The following is a 25,898-nucleotide window of genomic DNA, read 5'->3' on the forward strand; positions in this document are numbered from 1 at the left end:
TGTGCTGTATCCTTTGCCATCTTGGCTCCTCTTCACCTAATCCGTCGGTGCTCCTATCCTTTTCGACATTTCCTATGTCTGCACATCCTGTGCTGTATCCTTTGCCACCTTGGCTCCTCTTCACCTAATCCGTCGGTGCTCCTATCCCTTTTGACATTTCCTATGTCTGCACATCCTGTGCTGTATCCTAGCCTCTTGGCTCCTCTTCACTTAGTTCCTTAAGCGCTCCGAACTTCCCGTGTATAACTTTTCCGATACCTTCCTGGTAGCAATCTTTGCTTTGCATCCTTTCGTCCTTCAACACCAACAAGTCTACGCAACTTAGCGCTAATAAATAGGATATATTCTCAATTAAATAACTTAAAAACTATTGAAACATTGAGCAAAAGCAAATTAAAACAATAACTTAAGGTTAATTTTAAGATACTGACACGCGATACTTCCCACTAATACGCACAAGCTTGTAGGAAAAGTCTTACAGTGGTTTTTCCAAAACGTCTGTTCGAGCTTTAAACAGTAACTCGCCAGAAACCGATCGAAAGACAACTTCTTTCACTAAATGGTAGCCATGCTCTTCAAAGAAGTTGACTTGATTACCCTGTGTGACAAACACTGCCATGCCAGACATAAAGTCATTTTCACGAACTAAGGTATCCAGTGCACTAAGCAGATAATGACCGTAACCCTGTCCTTGGTAATGTGGATCTACAGCAATAAAAGATAGGAAATAGTATTCCCCCATTTCGCCTAAATGTGCTTTTATTGCGCGCTCTTTTTCCATGATTTGTTTGGCTTGCAGCACACCAGCTCCCATCATTAAGGTTAACCTCCAATGCCAACCAAAGCTTTTCTCTATTTCACAATGAGATGCAAATGCACACGCTACCGCCACTAAATTATGTTCAATGTAGATACCTAATATCGGTTGACCCGACTTGCTAAAACGTGACAACTCCTGGCGTATGAGCGCCCTAAGCTTCGCATCATACTTACTTTGGTTTGGCTCATTTAAAATTTGAATAAGCAATGGATCTTGTCTGTAAGCTTGAAATAGTAGGCTAGCAGCAACATGGATATCTTCTGGCTCAATAAACTTCGCACCAATAGTGGGGGCGTGCACCTGTTCTTCTGTATTAGACATAATATTCCCTTGTATATTATTTATTCTAAAAAAGAGAGTCGTATATAATCGGCTTGGCTGTACTGAATTAAACCTGATGTATAAAACAGCCGTAAATTTACTATAGTTGTAGAGTATTTCTTGTTCAATGGAGAACATATGGATAACAGCTACCACTCACTAAAATCACTATTTTCCCAACTAGGCTTGGAAAATAGTGATGAGAAAATATCGCAGTTTATCGACAACAATAAGCTACCTAGCCAAACACTGTTGGTCGATGCGCCATTTTGGAATCAGGGACAAAAACACTTTATTGAAGAGTCGTTAAGAGAAGACGCAGACTGGAGTGAAATTATTGATACGTTAGATACTTTGTTGAGATAAGCGTCTAAGGTACCTCAAAGCTTAGATCTCTCTTTGGGCAAATAAGATAAAAATGATAAACTAAGCTTTATTTTTTGGTCTTTTCTTATGCACCCAGCAGCTCAACAAGCCATCAGTACATTACTTGCCGAAGGTAAAACTCCGACAGTGGCCACCGTCAAAGCTAAATTGACAGAGCCACTGCCTATGCCAGTCATTATCGCCGCATTAGCAGCATACAAAAATAACCCAGATGCAATAACTCAATCTGCATCAATTAGTGCACCTGAGCCTTCAGAGCCAAAAAGCCAATTAGACAGAATAGAGGCTAAACTGGACAGACTCTTAGCACTACTGGAAGAGAAGAAGTAATATGTTTGTTGTAGATTTAACATTTGACTGTTACCAAGACACGACCCTTGAAAAGGCGGAGCAGGCCATAAACCAGCTTGTCAATGCATTGCGTTTTAATGGTCAGATCATAGGTGATGAATTTCCGACGGTACTCAAAGATGGTTTTTTCATTACTCGAGTCATGTGCCCACTCGAAGACTCATTACACCCTTTGCATCACAGTCCCTTCGTCAAACATGCAATTGAGCAGCTGCAACAAGCGGGTCTACTGGCCCCAAAGGTTAAAGTGATTGGTCAAGATATTCACGCTAATGGCGCAGATCTGTGCCAAGCACCATCTAGCTATATCCTTTATACAACCTATGTCCATACTTGTAGTCCACTGTATTGTGGTGACGACTTTCAACCTGTACCGCTATACAACATCCCAGCAATTGCAAATGGCGACTATAAAGCTCTGATAAAATGGCAAGAAGATTGGCAGGCTTGTGATCAGATTCAAATCAATGGAGCCACACGTTGTGAATTTGCCGCTTTGGAAGAGATAACCAGTTTATCCAGTGATTTATCTCGCAGAGGCTTAGATCTCTCAAAACGTATTCGCTACCTCACCAAAAAGCCCGTTTACTATTATTTATACCGCGTTGGTGGTGAAAACCTTGAAACGGAGAGGCAAAGAAAGTGCCCAAGTTGCGATGGCGACTGGGCACTGAGTGAACCATGGTTTGGACTATTCGATTTTAAATGCGATAAGTGTCACTTAGTTTCGAATATTTCATGGGATTTTCAGTAATTAAAGCTTAGGGCTGCTAGAAACGATTCGATGTTCTCAGCCAGCACATGATGTGTTGGCTTACCAACATACTCTAAACATACCTCACCGCTATTGAGTTTCACCGAGATCAGTAAATCATCTCTGTCTGTCAAACCAATAAATACGGTGTCATCTTGCTTCAATCTTCGTTTCATTAAAACATGGCCAGTAATATTCTGTTGTAAATTTACAAAGTCTTCTTCATTCCAAACTTGCAATAATTCAATATCATTGCCATCAAATTGGGCGCGGATATTACCCGCAAATACAGCGCCATAATAGGCATGCAATGCAGCTGGAAACTCTACTTCTAATGCTTTAGCAAGATCTTCCAACCCATTCATAGGTTGACGAGTAACCGCTTGCCACTGGATGTTGCCTGAAGTATCCGCTTCACCAACCTCACATGCGCTAGGATAGTCTGGATCGTGTGGGATTTGAGGCAGGTGCCCGAGTTGTTGTTTCGTTGCCGTCGCATATTGCTGATGTAACGTTTCCATCATGGTCGTTAAAGATGCCATACTGCCATTCTCATTTTAATTCGCTATAATTCCGGCCATTGTAACCACTATTGGTGAAACATGACAGATTACAACAACGCACCTGAACTCAAAGCATCAGTGCTTGGTAAAACTACCGAATATGCATCTCAGTATGATGCTACCTTGCTACACCCTATTGCGCGAAAGCTCAATCGTGACCAAATTGCCGTCGATGAGCAAGCATTGCCCTTTAAGGGTGAGGATACCTGGACTGGCTATGAGCTTTCTTGGTTAAATAGTAAAGGAAAACCACAAGTTGCAGTCGCAACCTTTGTCTTTCCATGTCAAAGTTCGCATATTATTGAATCAAAGTCATTTAAGTTATATTTAAATAGCTTTAATCAAACTCGATTTACCTCTGAGGAAGAAGTACATAAATACTTAACCTCAGATCTCTCCCAAGCAGCAAATTGTGATGTTACTGTGACACTTTACGGCCCGGATGAGTACAATTGCTTACCATTTACGCAGTTGCCTGGGGAATGCATTGACGAATTAGATATTGAAGTTGATGCCTACAGCCCTGAAGAGGGAATATTGGCACATAGCGAGCAAAGCGAAGTTTCTGAAACCTTGTATAGTCATCTTTTGAAATCTAACTGCTTGATCACCTCCCAGCCAGATTGGGCCAGTATCGTGATCCGCTACCAAGGCCAACAGATCTGCAAAGAGTCACTTCTGAAATACTTGATTTCATTTCGCGACCACAATGAATTTCATGAACAGTGTGTTGAACGTATTTACTGTGATATTCAACGCGCTCTCAAACCGAAAAAGTTGGAAGTCTATGCCCGTTACACTCGTCGCGGAGGGCTAGATATAAACCCTTACCGCTCAAGTGAGCAAGACGCAACCCGCTTTAATATTCGTGTAAACAGACAGTAATTACTCGCTTCAAAGTGCCGTTGCGACGGCACTTTCTTTAACCTTTTCTTCTTGTTGGTACAGTGATAGAACACACATCCACAAAATTGGGCGTAAATTTAAACCACGGCTCTGGTCGGTTGGTTCTTGCCGCTACCAGCTCCTCAAAATGCGTCGAACTAGTATCGAAAAACTCAAACACACTGTTGTCTTGTGAGGCTATGTCGCTTAAGACTTCAACTCCTTTGATGGGATTAAATGGACGTCCATTTTCAGGTTCCCTTTGCAACTTCTGCACATGTTGCATTCCCTCCAGCACACGGCCAAAGACGGTAATATTGCGGTCTAAGTAACGCTGTGGTGCCAGTGTGATATAGAACTCAGTGCCACCACTATTAATCTCATTCCCCCTCGCCATAGCAAAAGTACCAGCGCAATGAGTCATCCAAGTTTTTGTACCATCTCGATTTTGCCCAACCGCAAAACCATCCAAAAAGCCGGTGCGTATCGCATAACCATCAGAACCATCTAACGCCATAATATTCAAAGCACTGTTTGTTTTGTAAGATAACTCAGCTGCGAGCCGTTTCTGTCCTTTTTTGGGGATCTTAGTATCAGTTTGGTCTCCACCTTGCGCAACAAAACCTTCAACAAATCGATATACACTCAAGCCCTCATAAAACCCTTCACGTGCCAAAAGCTTTATATTATTGGTATGATTTGGGGCCAATTTGGCATTGAGTTCAACGTAAACATGACCTGTTTCAAGTTCTATTCGAATTACATTGTCATTGTTAACGCTACGCCATGCACTACTCGGGGCTGTATTCACAATATCAAAAGGTGCACGCACAGCTTTATTGGGCTTGTCTGGTTGCTGCATGCAACCGCTCAGTAAAGCCACTGCACATAGCAACGTGGATTTAGCTTTTATCATTTTGTTTTTTATACCATAACTGGGAATTATTAAGCGGCGCACTGGGCGGGAGACTGCGGTTTCTCAGCTCAATCAATGTGCGCTGTTCAAGTGAAAGCTCTTCGACAAGCTTGGCAAAATGGCGAGAGAACAATTGTTCAAAACTGCCATCTTTGAGTGCCTTATTTAAACCTTCTTGGAGCACTGTATACAGCGCACTATCTTGTTTATCTACGAAAAAATAAACCGCTGATGGATAGTAAAGTAGCAACTGCTGCTCTGCAAAAGCATTATAGGTTTTTAAAATGTCAGGCAGCTCCAAAATACTGATGGGAATAGCATCAAAACGCTTTGAGGTCAGCATATTTAAAGCGCCGGGTAAAGCGTGAAAGGCGTTAACAGACAGCTTGTTGTCAACAAAAATATCGTGATCTGGCCAATCATGCCTCAGCCCATAATGAAAAGACTGTAACTGAGAGATATGGCTCAAATTTGAAAAGCGGTGCTGTTGAGACTGGTCAATCAGTAAAATGCGGTAACCAAGTAACCCTTTTACAATTGGCACCCTGATCGCACGCGCAATGTTTTCTCGCTCAAAGCTGGTTACAGACCAAAAAATATCGATGCCATTGTCTTTGCCCAGTAGGCGGATCGCACGGCTCTGGGTTGGTATATTTTTTATATACTGTAATTTATATGGTGTGCTTTGATATGACAGTGCAAGCTCGATCAACTCAATTACGTAAGGATGGGCCCCATCTGTGACTCTTACATATTTTGCTTCTTTAGCAAGGGTCGAACAACAAAACAAGGCAACGAGCAAACAGCTCAAATAGCGCATTAATCACCCCAATCAAACTTGTACAACAGATCAATACTATCGTAGAGACCACTCGTCGCTTCTAAGTAAAGCTTTGAAAATATTCGATAACGTACTGCTATTTCACTCAATGAGGCAAATACACCAACTCGATAGCTGACTTGTACGCTCGGTGTAATGTAACCTGAAAGTTCAACTTGTGTATCATCACCACTTCCCTTTGCCGCCAAATTTATATCTCTTAATCCTAACTTTTTTCCAGCTTTTGTAAATAATCTTTTACTTTTATCAATGCTTTTCGCAAGCAGAAATTGAGCTAACAACGTATTATTCGAACTTTCCCCAGCCCCCAGCCGTTCGCCATTTAACAAATACTCCAATGCTTCAGCCTGATCCTTTGCTGGCTCTGCAAAAATAGTTAATTGCGGAGATGCAATGCTCCCTGTAACAGATACACCTGCGATAACATCGTCAGCTGTGGTCTCGGGATTGCGAATCGCACGAATGTTCAGATAAGGCTTGTCCAAAGGCCCATTAAACCCAAGTTGCCCAGTTTCAATTAATAAGTCTTGTCCAAACGCCGTATACTTCCCTTCTAGCAGGGATACTTCTCCACCAGCCAAAGGGGCATTGCCAACATGACGCTCAATATCTAGTGCTCCGGTCAAATACGCATCTAACCCAAGAGCAACAACTCGAACATCATCCAGTAATTTGATATCAATATCAGCACGATAATCCACAAGCGCTTGATCCTTTTCTGACTCAGTGTCATCGACAATGATCTGATCGCCACTTACCACAACGGCCTCGTCTGGCAGAGCATCTAATGTGAATCGAGCAAATGGTATTGACACTTCTCCGCCAATATCAATTAATTTGTCAGCATAATCTACTGTTAGATCAGGAGATACAGCCACTTTTACACCTGACATAGGTGTGACGTGCAGATTTGTTCCTTGAATTTTTGCATTTAGCGCCAATTCAGATTGCCAATCTACATGTCCAGACAATTGTGCTACTCCATCTTGCGGTGTTTTAAAGCCCCCTTGCAGAGATAACTGGCGCTCATCAAACTCTGTAGATAACGTCAATTCGGTTACTTGCATCGGTAGATAACTCGACTCGATACTCAGGTTTTCAGCATGTAATTGGCCATAAAGTGATGGGTTGCTCAGCTCTCCTGAAAAGTTGATCGTGCCGTTTAATGATCCGTCTAAACTTATATCAGGCCATGAATAGGCACGTGCGTAAGGGGTAAATTGACGTAGTTTGATCTCATTTATATGGATATACCCAGTTGCTTGCTGACTTATTTGCATGTTTGCAAAAGACAACCCACCTTTAATCAATCCCAATTTCTCAAACTCTACATGCCACTGAGCCTCAATATTTTTCTCGCTTGAGGCTAATGACACTTCAAACTCTTCCACATTCAGCACATTAATAGGTAACTCATCGGTGACTTCGACCTCTGCCGGCAAATCAATCGCCACCTGTGCGCCCTTAACCCATAGCTTGGTATCGAGTGCTGCAACATTTCCATGTTTAATGGAGAGCTTACTTGTGCCATTCAGCTTGCCTTGAACAGATACGCCATTTTTTATCCATTTATTTACGCTGTTTAATGGAATATGCTCCAAATTAATACTCATCTCGCCCTGCTGTTCCACCAACATAGCCGAGGCACATGCCCTACCACCATTGATCAACCAACAAGTGTTTGCCAAACTGAATCTATCTTGGCCTACTTGCAGATCGACTGGTGCTGCAAGCTTGCCTTTTAAATCGTCAATAGCAAATGCACCTTTTGAGATCTGTCCGCGCCAGATATTTTTATCAAACAGCCCATGTAGGCTTGTCATCAACGCATACTGTGCGCTGTGCAATGACAAGTGAGCAGCATGGGACTGGCGGTTTCCATCTAAAACAAATTGTAATTTTCCGTGATTGAGCTGTGCTGCATTGATATCAGAAATATCAAGCCTGATCTGCCCTTGGTAGTCTTTTGCTGTATCTAGCTCTGCTGACAACGTGCCTTGATTGATTGATATTTTATCTTCGAAGTCAATTTTGGAGAGCTGCGCATTGAGTTTTAATTGCGGCTTTGTAACGCTGCCTTTTACGTATAGCTGTGCATCCATCAACGCATCCAAAGGTATAACACGATTCGCGCTGTGGTTAATATTTGCATTGAAGTGCAAGTCTGCACTGTCACCAATTTCACCAGTAGCCTCCACTGTGCTACGGCCATATGTGATCCGAGCTTGCTCTAGCTTGCCTATATACTCGTCATTCACTTCTCCACTGAGTGAAATTTCCAAAGGTGTATCGGCTACCATACCCATCAGCTCTAGTTTGGGAATATTCACTGACCACTGTTCATGCGCAGATAAAAACCGTAGCTCATACTCTCCGGATAGCGTTGCCGCTTCCTCAATCCCCAAATGTGGTAATGGAAGCGCATGTAACTGACCCTGTAATTGTGCTTTCAGTCCATTGTGCCATGAAGCCTGAGCTGACAATTCTGAAAATGCATCACCGACTGTGATACGACTTTTGTTAAAATCAACCATGGACAAGCGCCCTGTCAGCGACATATCTAACAAGACATCTTCACCAACATCATAATGCGCTGAACTATCAAATACCGCGTTAACATTGGCTTGATAGTTATCTAAGTTACCACTGCCTGATAAGTTGAGGTGATTCACTCTACCCACTTGAGCAATGTCTAAACTTGACAGACGCGCATGGAGGTTAAAAGGCCAATTAACCACTGTAGGTGAAACTTGCAAGGATATACGGCCGCTGGCTTTTCCCGAGACACGACCCCTTAAAGCTATATTGTCCATGTCTCCATCAACAAGCAACACGGCAATCGAGTGCGTATTGCCATAGCTCAAAGCGCCTTTTACAACGCTGGTCGACATATCATAATGTAAGTCCATATGAGCAGATGCATCTTTATAGGTAAGCTGAAGCTGACTGACCTCTGCTATTTGTTGCTTAACACTGATACCAGCACGAATATCACTCAGTACTGTTGGTGCATCGCTCGGTGTCTGGTATGTCACCTCCTCTAAATGCACTCTTTGTATTTCAATATCTAGAGGAATGAAAATCGAAGGAAGCTGCAAAGGCGCAATTTTATCGGGCAACACAAAAGCTCTTTTTTCTGCCACGGTTTGGCTGTCAACTATCAATCTTTGTGCGCTGAGATAGGCCACCTGAATATGAGCGTCGCTAGCTCGGGCGGCAAATGCTAAATTTTTTGCTGATACCCGTTGCAGACCTGTATTGAGCGTCATTGATTTGACCGTAAGGCTCTCAATACCAATTGAAAATGGAAGTTTAATATATTCATCACTAGCCTCAGAAGCACTCGTAGGTAATTCAGATGAAGTACTTTTCACCTCTGATGAATTTGTTAAACGCACATTTAGCTCGCCACTACTTGCGCTTAGACATAGGGTTGCGCAATCAAACCAATTAAGATTCAAATGCATGTTTTTAGCAGTAACATCTGCGCCTTGCGTTGTATATTCTAATTGAATCAAACCACCTGAAAATAACCGCCCAGAAAGTAGCTCAATTTTGAGACCCGACACACAATAATTTGCTGCCAAGAGCAATATTCGATTACCTGTATGTGTCTTAAATAGCACTGTGAGCATCACCATTCCAGCAAGTAGCAGCATAAGCCACTTACTTTTCAACAGAGGTAAAATACGCTGTTTCATCATATTTCTGGCCCTATAACAATACTTAAACGCGTACTGCGGCTTGGTTTGCTCACCCCCCAAGCATGATCAACACGCACAGGCCCGATCGGAGTAAGATAGCGCACGCCAAATCCAGCCCCCACAGCCCACTTTTCTTCAAAATCATTGGTTGCAGTACCCATATCAACGAACACAGCCGCCCGCCAATTGGGTAAAAACTGATAGTTATACTCAGAACTGGCGGTAACTAAATATTTGGCCCCCAGCAATTCCCCCTGCTCACCTTTGGGTGAAATGGATTGATATGCAAATCCACGAATACTTTGATCGCCCCCAGCAAAAAAACGTAAGTTGAGCGGAGTTTTATCGAAGTCTTTTGCAATAACGGCGCCCAGTTCAGCCTTTAGTATCACTAAATGCCGCTCCTGAAAACTTCTGAGCCAGGCTTGTTTCCAGTGCACTTTGGTTAACGATGTTGAGGAGATCAGGCTTTCATGAGCAACTTCAATAGTAAATAGCTGCTCGCTCCCCCAATACGGTGTCATCCCCCCTTGGCTCTGTTTTTTGGCATAGCTCACACCTGGCAATAGCATCTCGGTATCAAGTATGAGTCCAGTTTGCTCACTTCTTTCATGCTCTCGCTTGATAAAAGCCGTTCTTACCCAGTGACTTTGCAAAACCCACTGTCTTTGCAATTGTACATTCCATGCCGTTAGCTTAACCCCGTCAGTTAAGTCATCTTGCAACTGATAACCTCCTAGCACACGCAGTACATCAGTGTTAGGGTCTTCCACCGGGATGGTATAGGTTGCGCTGACATCTTGTTTGCGCTGCGATACATTCAAATCAGTATTGAAGGAGTGACCAAAATCATTCACCCATGGCTTATTCCACTTACCACGAAACTTTGCGCCAAGATCCGTGCTGTAACCGCCTCCTACTTCAAAGCTGTTGGCAGGCTTATCTGTCACATCCACCCGGATCGGTACGCGGCCCGCAGTACGTAATTTAAGTAAAGGGTACACTTTAACGCTGGCAAAGTAGGGAGTTTCATTCAGCGCGAGACTAAAATCGCTTAATAGCTTTGCATCATATTTTGTATGCGGCCTAAAGGGAGCCAATTTAGTAATAAAATGTGCAGCTTTTGACGTACCAGATAGCTTCATTTCACCAAATTGATAACGTACCCCGGAGTCCACAATAAGCTTTGCTGTTCCCTGCTTTAGAGCGCGATTAATCTCCAGTGCACTTTGCGACCAAACAAAATCAAAATAACCCCGCTCTAAAAGTGCACTCTCAATTTGATTTTTCGCAGCACTGTATAAGTCATGACGGATCTGCTCGCCTTTTTTAATCGGTAAGGAGTCGAGCAACAAACTTAATTCAAGATCTCTGCTACCTTCGCCCTTAATTTGCACTTCGATAGATTGCCAGTGAAATGCAGGTGCTAATGACAAGTTGATATTTAGAACCTGAGCTTGGCTAGAATAAGTAAGTTCGCTTTCAAAGTTATAATAACCCACAGCCTGCAACGCCAACTGTATATCGGCCGAAATTGCCTGTTCCTGACGGTGTGAGAAAATAGTATTTTGGTACTTTTTTAAATACAGATTCGTATTTTCTTCAGCAAGTTCACTAGTCGAGTGCACTTTGATCTCAGAAATTCGCTTTTGCTCGTTGGCAAAAACAGGTTGAATACACACACACAGAGTGATCAGAAAATATATTAGACGTGGCACACAAACCCTTTTAGCAAAATTATCAACGCTTTGATTCTTCGAAAGCGCTACATACGGGTAAAGCTATCACAAGCAACCGCATATTCTCGACAAATATTTTACTGCGATGCTTTTTATTTCAGCTAGGATAACGGACAATATGCACAATTTTACTAATTGAGTGATGATATGCAATTTCCAAACGATGACAATGGTCAGCTGTTATCTGAGATCGCGGCTGCAGGCGTCGATCTTACGCAAATGCAAAAAATTGATTTCTACATATTATTTGAGCAAAAGGATAATGCAGAACGCTTTATTGAAGCCATCAGTAAAGACGATTTAGCACCGCAAACTAAGTTAGGGAAATGTCCAGATACTGGTGTTTGGGAAGTTTTAACTACCGTGACTATGGTCCCAATGCATGAGTTGCTCGATCAAACTGAGCAATACCTTGAGTCCATCGCAAATAGCCACGAGGGATACGGGGATGGTTGGGGTTTAATGGCCCAAGAGTAACGCCCTGATAAAGCCGCAGATCCATCCATGCTGCGGCTTGCTATTATCCTAACTTTTATCTGCGACTCTAAAACTGCCCTTATAGTCAAAAATCTTTTCGACTATTTGCCAGCCATACTTTTTATGTTGCTTTGCAATGACAAAATCAGGGGCCGTCAAGGTTGTTATTTCAACCTCATTTGCACTACTCCACTTACCTACCGCACTGCCTGATTTAACGCGCTTAGCAAAGTTCTTATGAAAGTAAAATTTACTGCCTTTGACATTAAAGTCATACACTTCACTTGCTTCAGCCCCATCTTCATCAAAATACGTGACTTTAAGGACCTCAGACTTGATCACTTCCGCTGTCATACCACAACATCGAATGACTAACGCATTTTTCAGGTTTAATGCGTCACGCAACTTATCGTCTGGATCAGCCATAACTTCGCCACAATTGAGGCATTGGCGCGCAGCGATATCATTTTCAGCACCACAGTGATCACATTCTTTAAATCTAAAGCGATAATCACATTGCACCGACTCAGCGTCGGCTTCATTTTCTAAAATACCTTTGCAACGGCGGCCAAAATGTTCAATGACTTTACCTTGTTCATCAAGTTTGCCCCAAAATGTATTGGCAAACCCACAACCTGGACACAGGACTTGAACTGGCTCGCTGTCTGGATTGGGTTTAACACTGCCGACTTCAGGGTGAAAAAGATCAAAGTCATTACCTGCGTAATCAATTACAAGGCAATCTCGTTTATTCTTATCCAAACGAAGACCCCTACCCACAATTTGTTGATATAAACTTACGGATTCAGTTGGTCTAAGGATCGCGATAAAATCCACATGTGGCGCATCAAACCCAGTGGTTAATACGGACACATTAACTAAAAATTTTATCTGCTTATTTTTAAATCGAGCAATAATATTATCACGCTGTTTGTTTTCAGTATCACCGATAACAAGTTCAGTCTCTGCACTCGGCAGATAACTGACAATTTCTTTTGCATGTAGCACAGTTGCGGCAAATATCATCACCCCCTGCCGTGACTTTGATTCCGTTAAGACATGTTCAATAATACTTTTAGTGGCGCGAGTATGGTTGCTTAGCAAGTTATTCATATCGCTTTCACTAAACTTACCAAAACTATCTGGCTTTAAAGCTGAAAAATCGTAATTTTCAATCGCAGGATCGACTTTCTTAGGTGGTGTCAAATACTGATTATTGATCATATAGCGCAATGGCAATTCATAAATGCACTTTGAAAATGGACTTTCTTTTTCGCCTCTTATAAAGCCATGGTAATGCTCGTGATATATCCATCCAAGCCCTAGACGATAGGGCGTTGCTGTCAAGCCCAGTAGCTTTAGCTGCGAATTAAACTCTTTCAACCTGTTTATCACTTGCATATATTGGCTGTCTTCGTCACCACTGACACGATGGCACTCATCGATAATCACTAATGAATAAAATGTATTTAGTTGCTCTAGATTACGAGCCAATGATTGAACAGAAGCAAAAGTGACCTGCTGATCGAGTTCTTTTTTATTTAAACCAGCAGAAAATATGCTCGCCTTTAATCCATAACTCTCATATTTTTGAGCGTTTTGCTCTACCAATTCTTTGACATGTGTCAGTACTAATATTTTCCGCTTTGCAACCCTCGCTAGCTCAGCAATAACCAGACTTTTTCCTGCCCCTGTGGGTAATACTATAACTGCAGGATAGTTGCTTTTTCTAAAGTGCGCGATGGTGTTTTCCACGGCTTCTTTTTGGTAGGGCCTTAGCGTATAAATAATGCACCTCAAGTAATCAATCTACGCAAAAGAAAAGTATACCACTGAATCTTCACGAGGAGCTATGTCAAGGTATTGCCATCCATAAAGTACGACAATACAGCTGCCCAACAAAACCCATAAAAGGTACATCAATATATCTGTAATTATTATAGGTAATTAATTCAAAAGTAAAAAAGAAATAGTTTTAAAATAAAGAGAAGAAGGCTTCTATCAAGATAAATAAACTAAAGCAGGTACGCAGTGGTTTTGTATTGAAAATAAAAACAGGTGAAGCAATTTAGTGCTTCACCTGCTCAAACGAATAGTTCCTTTCAATTTAGAAAGTGATTAAAAAATATTTTATACTTATATCTTATAATCATCTAAATTTACGTTTGCGAACGCTTTTGGTGTTTTACCGCGCCCGGTCCACTCATGGACTTTACCATCGATTTCAATTCGATATTTTGGACTGACTTTGCTGCGCTTGTCCATAGCACCAGAACCAACTAAGTCATCTAGCGTTAATCCCTTTTCTTTTAGCAAAGCTAGTACTTCTTCTTTAGCTTGTGCCTGCTCTTGTTGTTGAGCAATTGCATCTTGAAGTAGTTCATGTGCTTTAGTTAGCTCACTGAAGCTAGCATTTTTAATAAAAGATTTTATTTCACGCATTAGATTTCTCTCACAAAGTGTTGATTACAATTTTCATTGAAGTATTAAAAAGCTCTAATACTGAGAGTATATTATATTTATATAATTTCAAATTAATAGACATTATTTTAATCAAATTAGGTTTTATTAAAAATAGGTACATCTTAACAATTAACATAACCTGCATTAACTTTTTTCATTTTGAATGTATCAAAAATTTATTAAGCCCATGTTTAATAAAGAATTAGCTTATCTTACCCTGACAAGGAATCACTATTTTTCTAATAAAATTTTCAACATTCTTTTCTCTTTAAATTTTAAACTATCTAAGTTATCAGACCTCTTTTTAATAGATTTATCAGTCAATTCAAGACTGTGCTTGCTTCGACAGTGCTGAAAACCAGTGCAACTCCATCAGAATTAACTACACATTTGTGAAGCGACACAACTAAAAAATGAAAATAAGAGAACCAGAATCGAGTCATAATCGTATTACAAAGAACTCAAATCAATATAGTCGAATAATACTAATTACTGCGCGAACACGCCTAATTTCGAGGGATACAGATACATAGCATGCATGGATAACTAAAACGTTCACTTTGCATTGCTTGGCCATAAAGAATGTTGGACAAAATGAAAGTGATAATAAATAGTCACTCACCTTTATTATCGAGAGCTATCTAGATGCCGGTTATTAGTGTTTGGCGCAGCCAATTTATAGCGGCTAACTCTGATAAGCGGACAATTTGGTTTAGGTTCGAAAAAGGCTGCAAATGCAGCCTTTTTATTACACTCAATAAATGGTGTGAAATAATGGTTATTCTACAACTTGCCAATCAATTGTAGCGCCGGCTTTAATTGGCACAACGTTAGTGTCACCAAGAGGGTATGACTCAGGCACTTGCCAAGCACTTTTCTCCAATGTAATGGTATCCTGATTGCGCTCCAAACCATAAAAGTCTGGGCCATAAAAGCTCGCAAAACCTTCTAGTTTATCCAGTGCACCCGCTTCTTCAAAAGCTTCAGCGTATAACTCTATTGCCGCATGTGCGGTATATGCTCCCGCACAGCCACACGCAGCTTCTTTTTTATCTTTTGCGTGCGGAGCTGAATCCGTACCTAAGAAAAACTTTTTGCTTCCACTGGTCGCAGCATCAATTAAAGCCTGCTGGTGGATATTGCGCTTCAATATAGGGAGACAGTAATAGTGAGGTCTTATCCCACCTGCCAACATATGATTGCGATTGTACAGAAGGTGGTGAGCAGTAATAGTCGCCGCCACATTGTCCGGTGCAGAGCGAACAAATTCTACCGCATCTTTTGTCGTTATATGCTCAAGTACAATTTTTAACTGTGGAAATGCATCAACAATTTTTGCCAACTTAGTCTCAATAAACACTTTTTCTCTGTCAAAGATGTCGATAGAGGAGTCCGTGACTTCACCGTGGATCAATAACAGCATGCCGACTTCCTGCATTGCCTCTAGTGCAGGATATACTTTTTCGATATCGGTTACACCTGAATCAGAGTTAGTCGTTGCCCCAGCAGGGTACAACTTAGCAGCAAAAATATGACCGCTTGCTTTTGCTTTTTTGATTTCTTCAGGCGTCGTTTTGTCTGTTAAATACAAAACCATTAACGGTGCAAAACCCGCTTTCGGTCCAGCTGCCATAATACGATCTCGATATGCTAGCGCAGTGTCTGTACAAGTCGCTGGAGGTACTAGGTTAGGCATAATAATTGCGCGGCCCATATATCGACTAATATCGCGTACAGTATCTTTAAGAACTTCACCGTCTCTTAAGTGTACGTGCCAATCATCTGGGCGAGTAATGGTAAGGGTCTGATTACTTGTCATTGCTAATTTCCACTGCTGAATTTGCCCGATCATAGGCGCTGTAAGGCTTTTAGTAAAGCAATTCAAGGTATTTTGTAGACGACGAAATGTGCTGGCTCAGCTATATTCCGGCTATGTTCATTTTGATGTAATACTATATAAGGTATCAACACTTGAAAGGCTTAACACATTCTCTTCCAGAAAGTACCTGTTTGAAGTACGGATTGTGCGCTTTTTTTTACAGTGGTATTTCTACTTTTTTACAACATAATTTGAGATTACATTGTTAAGTGAGATAACGTACAATCAATGTCCAACCGAGTATTGCCTATGCTGTTAGAAAAAAAACTAGAATCAAAAACAGAACAGTTGAGCATTATCAATCAGTTTTCATCCTCGTTATTGCAAATTACCCATTTAGAAGAGCTATTTGATTACGTTACTTCGCAAGTTGTTAAACGCCTCGGCTTTGTCGATTGCGTAATTTATTTAGCTGATCAAAATTGCCAGTATTTAGAAGTGGTTGCCAGTATGGGAGTTGCACAACACAGTGAACGCTATGAGGTAGCACAGCAAACTATTCCTATCGCGGCCGGGATAACTGGCCATGTTGCACGAACTAAAAAACCTTTTATATCTGGTGATTTGTCTCTAGAGCCGATGTATATAGCAGATTCCCAGCCCGCACTGTCTGAGCTATGCGTTCCATTGGTATATAAAGAACAATTAATTGGCGTCATTGATTGCGAGCACCCAGAGCAAAACTACTTTACTTCAAGCCATTTACAAATACTCTCGACCGTCGCACATTTGTTAAGTGCCAAAATATATCAAGTTCGTACGGTAGATCACCTCACTGCAACGGTTTCTCAGCTCAATGAAGCACAGCTAATCGAAAAATGTATCCTGAAGATCGCCAATATAACATACCACTCTCAAGAGCTTGATACGTTTTACGATGAGCTTTATAAAATAATCAATACAGTGTTGCCTGCCAATAATTGTTTTATCGGCATCTACGATACTAAACAAGATATGCTCGAGATCGAGTATTTAATTGAGGATGGTAATAAGTGCCTTGCGCAGCAAAAAGTGTCCAAGTCACAACTAAAGCATACCGCTTCATATTATGTGATCCGGACACAATCCGCTTTACTGTGTGACCATCAGCAATTTCAGCATCATATTGATCAGGGCCATTTTGAAATGATAGGCCGCTCTCCACAGGCTTGGCTTGGGGTGCCTTTTGTAGTCAATGATCAGTATCAAGGCGTGATTGTTTTGCAAAGCTATGAGCAGCATGAAACATTTAATCGCCAGCACTACACCATCCTAACCTATATAAGCCGGCAAATCAGTATGGCCATTGACCGCCGATTGGCTAAACAAGCGCTTGAACACAGGGCCTTACACGACGACTTAACAGGGCTGGCCAACCGTTACTTATTAATAGAGCGAATGAAGCATGCGATCTTATCTCTTGGTCGCCAAACCGAGTCAAACCTGCACTGTCTGATTTACCTCGATCTCGACCGATTTAAAAGTATCAATGACTCTTTGGGGCACGATGTGGGCGATCGCTTTTTAATCGCGATAGTTAAAGCACTGCAAACATGTATTCGTAAAACAGATACATTTGCCAGGCTCGGCGGTGACGAGTTTGCTATCTTCATGGAAAATATCCAAGATGAAGAGCAAGTCTCAAAAGCACTGCACAGACTGACACAAGCAATTGCAAACCCGTTCACCATAGATACACATGTATTGCAGGCATCTAGCAGTATTGGTGTCGCGTTCACCGAGCACGACTCGGATAACGCCATCACACTATTACAACAAGCCGATGCAGCCATGTACGAAGCTAAATCTGCCGGGCGAAGTCAGATCCGTTATTTTAACAATGCCATGCGTAGCAAGTTGAAACATCAAGCAGACATAGAAAATGATTTACAGCATGGAATTATTAATGACGAATTTGAACTGTTCTACCAACCGATATTTACTTTAAACCAACCCAAGGTAGTTAGCTTTGAAGCACTGGTGCGCTGGCATCATCCAAAAAATGGATTAGTCGCGCCAGATCAGTTTATTCCCATTGCTGAAAGTACAGGACAAATTATTGAGTTAGACCGGCATATTTTAACCCTCGCGGCAAAGCAATTATCAAATTGGCGACAACAGGGCGTGTCAGACATAAAAATGACTGTCAATGTCTCATCTCGGCACTTTGCAAGTTTAGAATTTATTGAGTATATCCATGCACTGTACGACGAGTATAAATTGCCAAGCGGTAGTTTATGTTTAGAAATTACAGAATCGGGACTCATTGAAAACTTAAGCCTCGCCACTAAGATCATTAATGGCATTACTCCGCTAGGTGTGCAGCTATACCTAGATGACTTTGGCACTGGCTATTCAGCGCTCGGCTATTTACATCAACTCCCCATTCACGTTTTGAAAATAGATAAAAGTTTTGTAGAGCAACTGTCAACAAAAGACAGCCCGCTTATCGATGCCATTTTATCGCTGGCAAAGTCCTTGCGACTACAGGTAGTTGCTGAGGGAATAGAAACGCCAAAACAGTGGGCAAGATTAAAACGTAAAGGGTGCCAGTTAGGGCAAGGATATTTAGTCTCTCGGCCTATGCCAAGTCAAAAAGCGTTGGCTTTTTTACAAGCGCAATCAGCAAAAATAATTGAACACTCGCATTAAGTAATACCGGATATGCCCACGCAAGGGCATATCTCGGTTTGCACACTTAAACTTCTATGAGTAATAAAAAGCGCAAATAATTATTAGGGCTCAGTCTGATCTAGATAGTTCTGCTCGTAACTCTTTTGTCGCCGTCACCATATTATCGAGTGCGGCTCGTGTTTCTTCCCATCCTCGTGTTTTCAATCCGCAATCGGGGTTTACCCAAAGCCGAGTAACCGGGATTTTTTCTGCTGCTTTATGAATTAAACCTTTTATCCACCCAATATCTGGAACATTTGGTGTGTGGATATCGTATACGCCTGGGCCAATTTGATTTGGGTAGTCAAAGCTTTCAAACGCCCCCAACAATGCCATATTAGAGCGAGAGGTCTCTATGGTGATCACATCAGCGTCCAAATCAGCAATCGCTTCAATGATGCCATTAAATTCGGAATAACACATATGCGTGTGTATTTGCGTTTCATCCTTTACCCCGCTAGCGGACACACGAAAAGTGTATGCTGCCCAATCTAAATAAGATGACCACTGTGAGGCTTTTAGCGGCATGCCTTCTCTAAATGCAGGTTCGTCAATTTGGATGATCTCGATGCCTGCATTTTGCAGGTCAACGACTTCATCTCGAAGCGTCAAGGCAATTTGATTTGCAATTACATGTTTATCGACATCTTCACGGATAAAGGACCAAAATAGCAGTGTAATGGGCCCCGTTAACATGCCTTTTATCTTCTTTTTAGTTAGTGACTGTGCAAACACAGTCCATTCAATAGTCATAGGTCGCGACCTTGTAACATCTCCCCAAATAATTGGCGGTTTTACACAACGAGATCCATAACTTTGCACCCAACCTAATTGAGTACACGCGAACCCATCCAGCAATTCCCCAAAATACTCAACCATATCATTGCGCTCAGCTTCACCGTGTACCAATACGTCCAAACCCAACGCCTCTTGTGCAAGCACTGCATCACGAATTTCCGCCTTCATTTTTGCGTGATATGTAGCTTCTTCAAGCTCCCCAGCTTTAAAAGCCCGTCGCGCAGCTCTAATCGACTGTGTCTGCGGAAATGAACCTATGGTTGTCGTCGGTAATAAAGGTAGCTGTAAAACACTCGCCTGCTTTAGATTGCGTATTGGAAAAGGATTATTACGCTGACCATCTGTTTCAGCTAATGTAGCTACCCTTGCTTGAACATCTAGTCTATTTACTCGTGGCGAGTTCTTTCTCGCATTGATAGGCGCTGAGTAATCAGCAATCGCAGTACTGTCATCGGTTGACAATGCCTTCTTGAGCAGAGATAACTCGGTACCCTTTTGTCTCGCAAAGGCGAGCCAAGATCTCATTTCAGAATCGAGTTTTTCCTCCTGTTCAAGATCGACAGGCGTGTGAAGCAATGAACATGATGGCGCTATCCATAGGCAATCTCCTCGTTTTTTCGCTACCGTTGAAACTTGCTGATATATCGCTTCAAGATCGGCACGCCAGATGTTTCTGCCGTTGATAACACCCAAAGACAATATTTGCTCATCACGCAATAGTACGTCGAGTTTTTCAATATCTGACTCACCAGTCACACAATCAAAATGGATGCCCTCAACAGGGTAGGAGGCAATGTCCTGATAGTAATTTGCCACCGAGCCAAAATAGCTTGCAAGTAATATTTTAACGCCCTGGCCAGATAATTTACTTAGGCTGGTATTTAATGCAGCTCGATAACTGTCGTCAATTTCAAGTGCCAAAATGGGCTCATCGATTTGAACCCACTCGATGTTTTGCTCTGCGAGCTTTGCCAATATTTGTTGATAAACATTCAACAAACTATCCAATAGTGTCAGTTTGTTAAACTCTTCCCCTGCACATTTAGCCAGATATAAATATGTGACAGGACCTATTAGTACAGGCTTTACTTTATACCCAAGTTGCTGAGCTTCATTAACCTGCTCAAACAACTCCTGCCAGCCCAGTTTAAAGGCTTGGTTAATGCTCAACTCGGGTACAATGTAGTGATAATTGGTGTTAAATCACTTGGTCATCTCACTTGCAGCGCATGTGCAGCCTGTGGGCGCGCGACCTCGAGCAACACGAAATAAAGTGTCAAGATTGGCGTCATCACAGCCTTGGTGATGACGTTCCGGTATCGCGCCAACCAACATAGAAGTCGTCAATACATGATCATACCAAGCAAAGTCTCCAACAGGTAATAACTCAACACCCTGCTCTGCCTGTAAAGCCCAATTCTCAGCGCGGATCGCGCGCCCTTTTTCAACCAGCTCTGTGCGGGAGATCTTACCAGCCCAATAATTTTCTAGTGCGAATTTGAGCTCGCGCTTTTTGCCGATGCGAGGAAAACCTAAATTATGAATAGTTACCATGACGAACAACTCCACTTTAGATGTTTAGACGTCTAAAAATTAATTCTAATGTAGATTTTTCTCAACTGATCGATTCTCAAATGCAACTTGAGCAAAATTAAATTGTATTTTTTTTAAAAAAAGTTAAATAAATAATGACAACGCTGTCAAAAATAGTGTTATAGTGATTTAGTGAAATTTTGAACAATCGCTGGTGGAATTGTAGACGTCTAGACGTTGAATGACCTGCTAGTACAGCGTAATATGGATGTAATCTGAGTTTTACTCACGTTTAGAATGAGATTTATTAATGATGATAGACATTAAGCACCTAAAAACCATTGCTACCCTGAAAGATACTGGATCACTGGTGAACACTGCACGTGAGTTATTTTTAACTCAGTCTGCTTTGTCTCATCAAATTAAAGATCTAGAAAATAAATTAGATTGTCAATTATTTGAACGTAAAACCCAACCCGTGCGGTTCACCCCACAAGGTATGTTGCTATTAGAGCTAGCCAGTGAAGTGTTGCCTAAAGTAGAAGCAACTAAATGCCGACTTAAAGAAAGTTTGAATCAACCAATATCCCAGCTAAAGCTGAGTGTTGAATGTCACGCCTGCTTTCATTGGTTGCTACCAACAATCAAAGAGTTCAATAATTTTTGGCCAGATATTCGCGTAGATTACGAGCAGGGGTTCAGCTATGATGCGATCCCTGAGCTACTAAATGACGAATTAGATATTGTACTTACGTCAGACATTAGAGAGCCTGAACTGCTCGAGTATGCACACGTTTTTGATTTCAAGCTCAAGTTGATTGTTGCGCCAGATCATGAGCTTGCCAAAAAAGCCTATGTCACGGCACTAGATCTCAAAGATGAAACAATCATTTCTTATCCGATCCCAAAAGAGCGACAAGATATATTTAAGCACTTTATTCAAAATGCACGCTTTGATGGCACACTCAAGTCGGTCGATCAGGGCCTCCTGATCTTTCAACTAGTCAGTGCAGGTATGGGTGTAGCAGCTCTGCCGGATTGGCTAGTAACACCATATGAAAGTCAGGGACTCATAAAGTCCATTCCACTTGGCGCACTCGGCCTCAGTCGCCCTATGTACTTGGCCATGAAAAAGAGCATGAAAGATAACCCTGTTTACAGACACTTTTTGAATACGTGTAAGCAATCTATTAGCCGATAATAGACAGACAGGTTAAACTAGCTCTAACTGGGAAAGTTAGAGCTAATTATGTTTGAACTAAAAAAAATTATCGGTAGCCTGCTGATGCCGCTACCGATGTCTCTTATTATTATTTTTCTTTTATTACTGCTTACCTCTAAAGCAAACAAAAAGAGCTACCTAGCCTGTTTAAGCACCGTTCTAACCTTATGGATGATCAGTACCCCTTTTTTTGCAAACTTCATAATTACGCCCAAAGAGCAAACTCAGAAAACATTCTCTGTAAAAGCACACTCGCAGATTGATGCAATTGTCGTTCTGGGCAGCGGCGTGCACCCCAATACAAAACTGACAGCCAACCAACAACTTTCGAGTACCGGTATAGCAAGGCTTATTGAGGGCATCAGACTGGCACGCATTTATCCAAATGCCGAGTTAATTGTCTCCGGCGCAGGACTAAGCAATGTCACAAGTAGCGAGTTGATGGCACAAGCCGCCCTATCTATAGGGATCAGTTCACATCGCATTAGACAAAACCCACAAGCGTATGATACTGCTCAAGAGGCCAAACTTTTAGCGCCGCGTTTAGTAGACAGCAAGGTGATCCTCGTTACGTCAGCCAGCCACATGCATCGCGCACAAGACCTCTTTTCCGCACAAGGAATTGATACGTACCCTTCGCCAGTGGAAGTATTCAGCTATCACAATACGCCCACTTATCTGAAATTTATTGCCTCTAGCAGCGTATTAAACGCCATTACAACCTATACTCACGAGTGGATTGGCCAAAAGTGGATAACCCTTAGAAGAGCGCTAGATAGTGAAGCCCTGTAAGCACATGGACGGTAAAAAGGTGTAAATTGCATAAAGTTAGACCTAATGAAACTTGAATCTGTGCTTAAAAACGCAAAAAATTGAAAAATTGCTCAAAAATAGGTATAAATGGCGTTTATTCTTAACCTGCGTATCCACGTACAACACGACTGGGATCTACGATGAGTAAACTTGATAAGACTGAAGTTCTAAGCGCATTTGAAGCTGCTTATGAAGCTGTGAATGGCAAAAAGCCTGAAATCACAATCAAACCAGGCTGGTACAGCATTGATGGCGGCAAAAATATGCGCCTAGCTGACGTCGCGGCATTAACCGAAGAGCTAACTTCAGGTTCTGCTGGCGCTAAAGCGGAAGAAAAGCCAGCTAAAAAGCCGGCAACTAAAAAAGCAGCTCCTGCTGTTAAGGCAAAAGCAGCAGCTTTTAACGTTGTAACAGCAAACGAAGAAGGCTTTAAAGCTGAGGAAGCTTGGATTGTAGAGCTTGCAGAGAAAGACCACGACTGTCGTCTTCCTCGCGGTGTTGTTTAAGCACTAAAATGTGTGGTGCCACATTCATCTATGTCGGCACCCTCATTTCCCTAAACCAACCTAAAACAAATCTAACATTCAAAACGCTGTCTTGTTACCTTCCCCCAGTATGGATCTACATATTCATCTTCAATCAAATCTAAACCCGGCAACTTTAAAATAGCACTGCGCCAAAACTCTGTGGCATAACCCGCCCCAGCAATTTGCTTTATCGTCCAACTGCCTGGATACATCGCCCATAGTGCATGCGCAAACTGAGTCCCTAACTTTGCTTTTCTAAATACTGGTACAATATAAAACTCAGCAATTTCCATATCTTTGTCACTGTGCATATAAATAGCAGCAATCCCGGCAGGCACGCCCGATACATAGCAGACAAAAGCAGACACTTGCTCCTGTGCAATATCTGTATCTAGCTCAAACATGCCATCTTGTCGTGGCACTTTTTCAGTTAATTTAGAGAACTCAGCTTCATAAGCTTGTGCAAGGTTATAGTACACAGCTTGGTTTAAATCATTTACGGCGACGAGTTCCATACTCTTTCCTATCAATACAACTCCCTCAATGCTACCCCTAAATTTGGGCTAAATTATGGAGTGATTACTTACTCTGTTCGTTCTGTGCCAGCTTCATCACACTCGACGACTTCATGTTCAAGTAGCGCCTGCTCACGCCACTTGCCCAGTACAGGACAAGCCAATACATGGTCAATATACCTCGAAGCTGTTTCGTTAAGTGTGACGCCATACGTATAAAAACGCATACACACCGGGGCATACATGGCGTCTACTATTGTCCAATGACCAAACAACCAATCTCCTTGATGGCCATGTTGCATTTGCTCGGTAAAAATATCTTCAATTCTCTGAATGTCTGTTGACACTTTTGCATCGACTTCAACATGACGCTTCGCTCTAATATTCATAGGCATTGCATTTTTTAGTGCCGTAAATCCGCTGTGCATTTCAGCACACAATGCCCGTGCACGTGCCCTTTGTTCACGATTTTTAGGTAAGGCTTGCCCCGATAAGTAAGTTTCATTGATATATTCCAAAATAGCGAGGGACTCCCATACAGTCACTTTACCATCAACTAATGTCGGCACTTTTAATGTTGGACTGATATTTTCTAAGGTATTGTAAAATTGCTCAGTTTCTAAGCCAAGCTTCACTTCTTCATAGTCCACATCAAATTTTTCAAGTAGTAACCAAGCTCTCAGTGACCATGTAGAATAATTTTTATTACCAATAAATAACTGCATCGTAACTCCTTTAAATTTAAAACTCTTTGAAAAGACAGTTAATGCTAGATTGCAATTTCAACTAAAACTAGCGGATAATTTAAATACAATACATCAATATATTTGATACATGGATATAGAAGCTTTAAAGAGTTTTCTGGCATTTGTCGAAACCGGCAGCTTTACACGCACAGCCACACAAATGCACAAAACACAATCTGCAATCAGCATGCAAATGAAGAAGTTGCAACAGGACATAGGGCAGCAGCTGTTTGTTAAAGAAGGGCGACAACTACATTTAACCAGTGAAGGCATGGCTTTGGTGGGCTACGCAAAAAAAATAGTCCAACTGCAGCAAAGTGCATTGACGAACTTAGCTTCTGCAACGCCCAAGACACTGCTCCAGCTAGGGTGCCCCGATGATTATGCCGAGTCTGTCCTGCCTACGCTCATTGAACTTTTGCACCACAATGTAGAACACCTAGACCTGCAAGTTACATGTGCTTCAAGCCCACAATTATTAAGTCAATTAGATCAAGGGTTACTCGACCTCGCCATCGTGACACGCAGTGCCAATTCAGAGCAAGGCTATTTACTTTGTCAGGATCATGGTGTCTGGGTTGGCGCAAACCAAGCCAACCTTTTAGAACAATCAACACTTCCTCTTGCCGTTTTTCAAAAAGAGTGTCGATTTCATCAAGCGGCAATTGAAGGCTTGATGAAACAGAATCAAGCTTTTAGTGTTATCGCTTGTTCAGGCAGTGCCAGTGCACTACGCGGCTTGGTTAAACAAGATCTCGCAATATCCGCTATGGCTAATTTGAGCCGAAACGCCCTACCTGTACTGAAAGATCCCCGACTACCACCACTACCAAGTATCGAAATCGCTTTAGTAAAACACAGTGGCTCCTCTGCCGTAGTTTCCCAAAGCCAAGTTGAACAGATCTGTCAGCAATTTCAATATCGCTTTAGCACACAATAGTGTTTTTCGCATATTTTCACTGACCCTTACATTTTTTGACAACGGTGCCACA

General features: G+C 41.9%; 21 protein-coding genes and 1 pseudogene. 10 read left to right on the forward strand and 12 right to left on the reverse strand.

Going from position 1 to position 25,898, the window contains the following annotated elements:
* Positions 1–475 precede the first annotated feature (475 nt).
* On the reverse strand, positions 476–1,141 hold the full coding sequence (locus tag N483_RS15170) for a GNAT family N-acetyltransferase (RefSeq protein WP_023400893.1): 666 nt from the start codon (positions 1,139–1,141) through the stop codon (positions 476–478).
* Between the two features lie 138 nt (positions 1,142–1,279).
* Here N483_RS15170 and N483_RS15175 point away from each other — a divergent pair, with 138 nt between their 5' ends.
* The 3 genes from N483_RS15175 to N483_RS15185 all read left to right on the forward strand — a co-directional run bounded on the left by N483_RS15175 (position 1,280) and on the right by N483_RS15185 (position 2,633).
* Positions 1,280–1,507 carry a DUF2789 domain-containing protein gene (locus tag N483_RS15175; RefSeq protein ID WP_023400894.1) on the forward strand — a complete coding sequence of 76 codons (228 nt, stop codon included), beginning with the start codon at positions 1,280–1,282 and terminating at the stop codon, positions 1,505–1,507.
* An 87-nt stretch (positions 1,508–1,594) separates the two neighbouring features.
* Positions 1,595–1,858, forward strand: a complete 264-nt coding sequence (locus tag N483_RS15180; RefSeq protein WP_023400895.1) for a hypothetical protein — start codon at positions 1,595–1,597, stop codon at positions 1,856–1,858.
* A 1-nt stretch (position 1,859) separates the two neighbouring features.
* On the forward strand, positions 1,860–2,633 hold the full coding sequence (locus N483_RS15185; RefSeq protein WP_023400896.1) for a Zn-ribbon-containing protein: 774 nt from the start codon (positions 1,860–1,862) through the stop codon (positions 2,631–2,633).
* Here the strand turns inward: N483_RS15185 and syd are convergent.
* Complete coding sequence (gene syd / locus N483_RS15190; RefSeq protein ID WP_023400897.1) at positions 2,627–3,175, reverse strand: SecY-interacting protein; 549 nt, start codon at positions 3,173–3,175, stop codon at positions 2,627–2,629. The two genes, N483_RS15185 and syd, sit on opposite strands and share 7 nt — an antisense overlap.
* 60 nt (positions 3,176–3,235) lie before the next feature.
* Here syd and queF point away from each other — a divergent pair, with 60 nt between their 5' ends.
* Positions 3,236–4,081 (forward strand): NADPH-dependent 7-cyano-7-deazaguanine reductase QueF, encoded by an 846-nt coding sequence (gene queF, locus N483_RS15195; RefSeq protein WP_023400898.1) that lies wholly within the window; start codon positions 3,236–3,238, stop codon positions 4,079–4,081.
* A 37-nt stretch (positions 4,082–4,118) separates the two neighbouring features.
* Here queF and N483_RS15200 read toward each other — a convergent pair whose 3' ends face one another.
* The 4 genes from N483_RS15200 to N483_RS15215 are packed head-to-tail and all read right to left on the reverse strand — an operon-like array spanning position 4,119 to position 11,260.
* Positions 4,119–4,943, reverse strand: coding sequence for a peptidylprolyl isomerase (locus N483_RS15200; protein WP_023400899.1), 825 nt, complete (start codon positions 4,941–4,943; stop codon positions 4,119–4,121).
* A gap of 40 nt (positions 4,944–4,983) precedes the next feature.
* The gene (locus tag N483_RS15205; RefSeq protein ID WP_023400900.1) at positions 4,984–5,817 is read right to left on the reverse strand and encodes a transporter substrate-binding domain-containing protein; all 834 of its coding nucleotides are present in this window, start codon (positions 5,815–5,817) and stop codon (positions 4,984–4,986) included.
* Positions 5,817–9,542, reverse strand: a complete 3,726-nt coding sequence (locus N483_RS15210) for a translocation/assembly module TamB domain-containing protein (RefSeq protein ID WP_023400901.1) — start codon at positions 9,540–9,542, stop codon at positions 5,817–5,819. The genes N483_RS15205 and N483_RS15210 overlap by 1 nt, the downstream gene beginning before the upstream one ends.
* The gene (locus N483_RS15215; RefSeq protein ID WP_023400902.1) at positions 9,539–11,260 is read right to left on the reverse strand and encodes an autotransporter assembly complex protein TamA; all 1,722 of its coding nucleotides are present in this window, start codon (positions 11,258–11,260) and stop codon (positions 9,539–9,541) included. The genes N483_RS15210 and N483_RS15215 overlap by 4 nt, the downstream gene beginning before the upstream one ends.
* Positions 11,261–11,428: 168 nt before the next feature.
* Between N483_RS15215 and N483_RS15220 the strand changes: the two genes are divergently transcribed.
* Positions 11,429–11,758 (forward strand): ribonuclease E inhibitor RraB, encoded by a 330-nt coding sequence (locus N483_RS15220; protein WP_023400903.1) that lies wholly within the window; start codon positions 11,429–11,431, stop codon positions 11,756–11,758.
* Positions 11,759–11,806: 48 nt separating this feature from the next.
* Here the strand turns inward: N483_RS15220 and N483_RS15225 are convergent, their stop codons facing one another.
* The 3 genes from N483_RS15225 to pyrC form a co-directional block, all read right to left on the reverse strand.
* Positions 11,807–13,549, reverse strand: a complete 1,743-nt coding sequence (locus tag N483_RS15225) for a DEAD/DEAH box helicase (RefSeq protein WP_036976940.1) — start codon at positions 13,547–13,549, stop codon at positions 11,807–11,809.
* A gap of 345 nt (positions 13,550–13,894) precedes the next feature.
* Complete coding sequence (locus N483_RS15230; RefSeq protein ID WP_023400905.1) at positions 13,895–14,200, reverse strand: H-NS histone family protein; 306 nt, start codon at positions 14,198–14,200, stop codon at positions 13,895–13,897.
* Positions 14,201–14,999: 799 nt separating this feature from the next.
* On the reverse strand, positions 15,000–16,040 hold the full coding sequence (pyrC, locus tag N483_RS15235) for a dihydroorotase (protein WP_036976934.1): 1,041 nt from the start codon (positions 16,038–16,040) through the stop codon (positions 15,000–15,002).
* Positions 16,041–16,328: 288 nt separating this feature from the next.
* Here pyrC and N483_RS15240 point away from each other — a divergent pair, with 288 nt between their 5' ends.
* The gene (locus tag N483_RS15240) at positions 16,329–18,731 is read left to right on the forward strand and encodes an EAL domain-containing protein (protein ID WP_419555111.1); all 2,403 of its coding nucleotides are present in this window, start codon (positions 16,329–16,331) and stop codon (positions 18,729–18,731) included.
* A gap of 90 nt (positions 18,732–18,821) precedes the next feature.
* On the opposite strand, the pseudogene metE reads toward N483_RS15240, so the two are convergent.
* Positions 18,822–21,104, reverse strand: a pseudogene (gene metE, locus N483_RS15245) (5-methyltetrahydropteroyltriglutamate--homocysteine S-methyltransferase).
* Positions 21,105–21,396: 292 nt separating this feature from the next.
* On the opposite strand from metE, the gene N483_RS15250 reads away from it, so the two are divergent.
* From N483_RS15250 to N483_RS15260, 3 genes are all read left to right on the forward strand, one after another.
* On the forward strand, positions 21,397–22,284 hold the full coding sequence (locus tag N483_RS15250; protein ID WP_036976941.1) for a LysR substrate-binding domain-containing protein: 888 nt from the start codon (positions 21,397–21,399) through the stop codon (positions 22,282–22,284).
* A 48-nt stretch (positions 22,285–22,332) separates the two neighbouring features.
* Positions 22,333–23,097 carry a YdcF family protein gene (locus N483_RS15255; protein ID WP_023400911.1) on the forward strand — a complete coding sequence of 255 codons (765 nt, stop codon included), beginning with the start codon at positions 22,333–22,335 and terminating at the stop codon, positions 23,095–23,097.
* A 161-nt stretch (positions 23,098–23,258) separates the two neighbouring features.
* Complete coding sequence (locus N483_RS15260; protein WP_023400912.1) at positions 23,259–23,624, forward strand: hypothetical protein; 366 nt, start codon at positions 23,259–23,261, stop codon at positions 23,622–23,624.
* Positions 23,625–23,695: 71 nt separating this feature from the next.
* Here the strand turns inward: N483_RS15260 and N483_RS15265 are convergent, their stop codons facing one another.
* Positions 23,696–24,160, reverse strand: a complete 465-nt coding sequence (locus tag N483_RS15265) for a GNAT family N-acetyltransferase (protein WP_023400913.1) — start codon at positions 24,158–24,160, stop codon at positions 23,696–23,698.
* Positions 24,161–24,228: 68 nt separating this feature from the next.
* Positions 24,229–24,885, reverse strand: a complete 657-nt coding sequence (locus tag N483_RS15270) for a glutathione S-transferase family protein (protein WP_023400914.1) — start codon at positions 24,883–24,885, stop codon at positions 24,229–24,231.
* 109 nt (positions 24,886–24,994) lie between these two features.
* On the opposite strand from N483_RS15270, the gene N483_RS15275 reads away from it, so the two are divergent.
* The gene (locus N483_RS15275) at positions 24,995–25,846 is read left to right on the forward strand and encodes a LysR family transcriptional regulator (RefSeq protein ID WP_023400915.1); all 852 of its coding nucleotides are present in this window, start codon (positions 24,995–24,997) and stop codon (positions 25,844–25,846) included.
* Positions 25,847–25,898: the final 52 nt, after the last annotated feature.

Origin of the sequence: Pseudoalteromonas luteoviolacea NCIMB 1944 (assembly GCF_001625565.1) — a bacterium.
In the GTDB taxonomy this organism is placed as follows: domain Bacteria; phylum Pseudomonadota; class Gammaproteobacteria; order Enterobacterales; family Alteromonadaceae; genus Pseudoalteromonas; species Pseudoalteromonas luteoviolacea_F.